We start from the raw sequence: 4,297 nt of genomic DNA, 5'->3' as shown, positions 1-4,297 counted from the left end.
CAGCCTGCCGCTGGAGGCGCGGCGCGCGCTGTGCCAGCTGCTGTCCGGCCCCAGCGTCGATGCCTACCGGCACGGCCCGCTGTGGCAGGCCTTGCTGCGCCACGAGGCCGCGGTCCGCCGCGTGCTGAGCGAGCTGTTCCTGGAACTGGTGCTGGACCGCGATGGCGGTGTGGCGTTCGCGCGCCAGGCCGATACCGGCGAGCTGGAGACCCCGGCGTTGCTGCGCACCGCGCCGCTGACCTTCATCGAGTCGGTGCTGCTGCTGTTCCTGCGCCAGCAACTGGCCGAGGCCGACACCCGTGGCGAGCGCGCGGTGGTCGACGAGGCGCAGCTGCTGGAAGTGCTGTCGGTGTACGAGAAGAACGTGTCCACCGACCGCGCCGGCTTCGCCCGGCGGGTGCTGGCGGCGATCGCCAAGATGCGCGACAACCACCTGCTGTCCAAGCTGCGCGGCAGCGAGGACCGCTACGAAGTCTCGCCGGCGCTGAAGCTGCTGTTCTCGGCCGAGGACGTGCAGGCGCTGTCGGCGGCCTATCGCGGCCTGCGCGACGGCGTGGCCGAGGCATCGCCTTGACCGGCCTGCGCCCGTACGTCGCGCACGCCTAGCGCCGGCCTTGCCCCGTGCGCCGGCCGCCGTGGCGGCCGTCCCCGTTTTCTGATGAGTTCCCGATGACGTCCCTGTCCGAATCGTCCACCGTCCCCGTCGCCCCGTCCCTGTTCGCCGAGACCCTGGCCGAGCAGCGCGCGCAGCAGTACCGCATGCGCCGCCTGCAGGTGCACAACTGGGGCACCTTCAACGGCCTGACCGACGTGCCGATCGCCGAGAAGGGCTTCCTGTTCGTCGGCCGCTCCGGTTCGGGCAAGTCGACCCTGCTCGACGCGATGTCGGCGCTGCTGACGCCGCCGAGCATCGTCGACTTCAATGCTGCCGCGCGCGAGGCCGAGCGCAGCGGCCGCGACCGCAGCCTGGTGTCCTACGTGCGCGGCGCCTGGGCCGACCAGCAGGACAGCGCCTCCGGCGAGATCGCCACCCAGTACCTGCGCAAGGGCGCGACCTGGTCTGCGCTGGCGCTGGAGTACCGCAACGCGCAGGGTCAGGCGGTGAGCCTGGTGCGGCTGTTCTGGATCGCCGGCAGCGGCACCGCCGCGGCCGACGTGCGCAAGCACTACATGGTGGTGCCGCGCGGCTTCGACGTGGCCGCCGAACTGGACGGCTTCGACCTGGACCTGCGTCGGCTCAAGCTGCGCCTGGGCGAGGACGTGCACCACTTCGACAGCTTCGCCGGCTACGCGGAGCGCTTCCGCCACCTGCTCGGCATCGGCAACGAGATGGCGCTGCGGCTGCTGCACAAGACCCAGTCGGCGAAGAACCTCGGCGACCTCAACGCCTTCCTGCGCAGCTTCATGCTCGACGAGCCGCGCACCTTCGAGGCCGCCGACCGCCTGGTCGAGGACTTCGCCGAACTCGACGGCGCGCACCACGCGGTGGTGACCGCGCGGCGCCAGGTGGAAACCCTGACCCCGGCGCGCGACTACCACGCCGAACTGCTGGCGCTGCGCCACAGCGTCGGCGAGCTGCGCGAACTGCAGCTGGGCATCGACGGCTACCGCGAGCAGCGCCGCCTGGCCCTGCTGGACGCGCGCCTGCAGGAACTGGACACGCAGGACCGCGGCCTGGCCGGCGAGGAAGGGCAGCGCCGCGAAGCGCTGGACAACCACGAACAGACCCTGGCCGAGCTGGAGACGCAGCAGCGCGCGCAGGGCGGCGAGCAGGTCGAGGCGCTGGAGCGCGAACGCGGCCGCGTCGAACGCGAGCGCGACGAGCGCATGCGCCGCCGCAGCCAGGTCGAACAGGCCTGCCGCCAGCTCGGCATGGGCCTGGCCGGCAGCGCCAGCGGTTTCGCCGAGCAGGTGGCGCAGGCGCGCGCGTTGCGCGACGGCGTCGCCGGCGAGGCCAGCAGCCTGGACGAGGCGATCGCCGAGCGCATGGCCGAGCGCCGCGAGGACGAACGCCGTTTCGCGGTCATCCGCACCGAGATCGAGGCGCTGCTGAAGGCGCCTTCCAGCATTCCCGCGCCGATGCAGGCGCTGCGTGCGCGGCTGTGCGCCGAGACCGGCCTGTCCGAAGCCGCCCTGCCGTTCGTCGGCGAGCTGGTGCAGGTGGAGGCCGACCAGGCTGCCTGGCGCGGCGCCATCGAGCGCGTGCTGCACGGCTTCGCGCAGTCGCTGCTGGTCGACGAACGCCACTACGCCAGCGTCGCCGACTGGGTCAACAAGACCCAGCTCGGCACCCGCCTGGTGTACTTCCGCGTGCGCCACAACGCGCCGCTGCAGCAGCGCGAGCCCGATGCGAAGTCGCTGCTGCGCAAGCTGGAACTGCGCGACCATGCCTATGCGCCGTGGCTGCGCCAGGAACTGGCGCGGCGTTTCGACTACACCTGCGTCGATACCGTGGCGCAATTGCGCGATGCCGAGCGCGCGATCACCCGCGAGGGCCAGGTCAAGCATCCGGGCGATCGCTACGAGAAGGACGACCGCCACGCGGTCGGCGACCGCAAGCGCTGGCTGCTCGGCTACGACAACCGCGACAAGCTCAAGGTCTTCGAGCGCGAGGGGCAGACCCTGGCGCAGCGCATCGCCGCCTGCGACGCCGACGTCGCCGCCCTGCGCAAGCAGCGCGAACAGGACCAGGGCCGGCAACTGGCCGCGCACACCCTGGCCGAGCGCGAGTGGGACGAGATCGACGTGGCGCCCAAGCTGCAGCGCCTGAGCGACATCGCCGAGCAACTGCTGCAACTGCGCGAGGGCGACACCGCGCTGCGCGCGCTGGGCGAGCAGATCGCCACCGTCCGCGCGCGCCGCGACCAAGCGCGTCGTACCTACGAGGACGTGCGCCTGGAGCGCGCGCAGGTGAGCCGCGAGCGCGCGCGCCTGGAAGCGCAGCGCGAGACCTGCGCCGCGCGCGTGGCCACCGCGGTGATCGGCCCGGCGCAGGTCGCAGGGCTGGACGCGCGCCTGGCCGCGCTGCCGCCGCTGAGCCTGGACAACCTGGAAGCGCATCTGCGCAGCGTCGAGCGCGGGCTCGGCGAACAGCTGGCGCAGAGCCAGGCGCAGGACGCGCGGCTGAGCCAGCAGGTGCTGGATTGCTTCCGCCGCTACTGCCAGCAGTGGCCGGAGGACAGCGGCGACTTCACCGTCAGCCTGGCCAGCGCCGACGATTTCCTGGCGCGCCTGCAGCGGCTGGAGAGCGACGGCCTGCCGCGCCACGAAGGGCGCTTCTTCGACCTGCTGCAGACCCAGAGCAAGAACAACCTGCTGGCCCTGCAGCGCTACACCGCCGAAGCGCACAAGGCGATCAAGCAGCGCATGGACGAGGTCAACGCCAGCCTGGAGCAGGTGCCGTTCAACCGCGGCACCCTGCTGACCATCGAAGTCAGTGACCGGCGCCTGCTCGAGGTGCAGGAGTTCCAGCAGCAGTTGCGCGCCGTGCTCGGCCATCAGCAGACCGAGGATCGTGCCCTGGCCGAGGCGCAGTTCGCCATGCTGCGCGGGCTGGTGCAGCGGCTCGGTGCGCAGGAGCCGGAGCTGCGACGCTGGCGCGAGCAGGTGCTGGACGTGCGCCAGCATGTGGAGTTCGTCGGCGTGGAACTGGACGCGGACAGCCGCGCGCAGGTGGAGATCTACCGCAGCGGCGCCGGCAAGTCCGGCGGCCAGCGCCAGAAGCTGGCCACCACCTGCCTGGCCGCGGCGCTGCGCTACCAGCTCGGCGGCGAGGACGGCGAACTGCCGCGCTATGCCGCGGTGGTGCTGGACGAGGCCTTCGACAAGGCCGACAACGAGTTCACCGCGCTGGCGATGAACATCTTCGAGAACTTCGGTTTCCAGATGGTGGTGGCCACGCCGCTGAAGTCGGTGATGACGCTGGAGCCGTTCATCGGCGGCGCCTGCTTCGTCGAGATCAGCGGCCGCCACAACTCCGGCGTGCTGCTGATCGAATACGACGAGCAGGCGCACCGGTTGAAGCTGCCCGAGCGCAGCCGCAACGAGGCGACGACGCCTGCGGTGGAATCCCGCGCGGCGATGGATCAGGCTGGCGCCGATCTGCCGCGGCCGGCCGCGGACGCAGCGGCCACCATCGCCGAGCCCGGCGCAGCGACTGTGGCAGACACCGTTGCCACGCCAGCGCGTGCCTCCGCCAAGGCGCGCGATGGCCGCGGCAATGGCGCCAAGTCGACCCCGCGCAAGGCGTCGCCAGCGGCGCCGGGCAAACGCGCCGGCACGCGTGCCGCGCCGTCCT

At 71.9% G+C, this 4,297-nt stretch carries 2 protein-coding genes; both read left to right on the top strand.

Features of this window, described 5'->3' with window-relative positions:
* Positions 1-574: DUF4194 domain-containing protein (locus tag D588_RS0103790; RefSeq protein ID WP_017915034.1), on the top strand; the 574-nt coding region annotated here is incomplete at its 5' end.
* Positions 575-669: 95 nt separating this feature from the next.
* Positions 670-4,297, top strand: a 3,628-nt coding sequence (locus D588_RS0103785) for an SbcC/MukB-like Walker B domain-containing protein (RefSeq protein ID WP_017915033.1), incomplete at its 3' end; no start/stop codon positions are given.

Origin of the sequence: Xanthomonas sp. SHU 308, assembly GCF_000364645.1 — a bacterium.
In the GTDB taxonomy this organism is placed as follows: domain Bacteria; phylum Pseudomonadota; class Gammaproteobacteria; order Xanthomonadales; family Xanthomonadaceae; genus Xanthomonas_A; species Xanthomonas_A sontii.
This window is presented reverse-complemented; position numbering and strand designations above follow the sequence as displayed.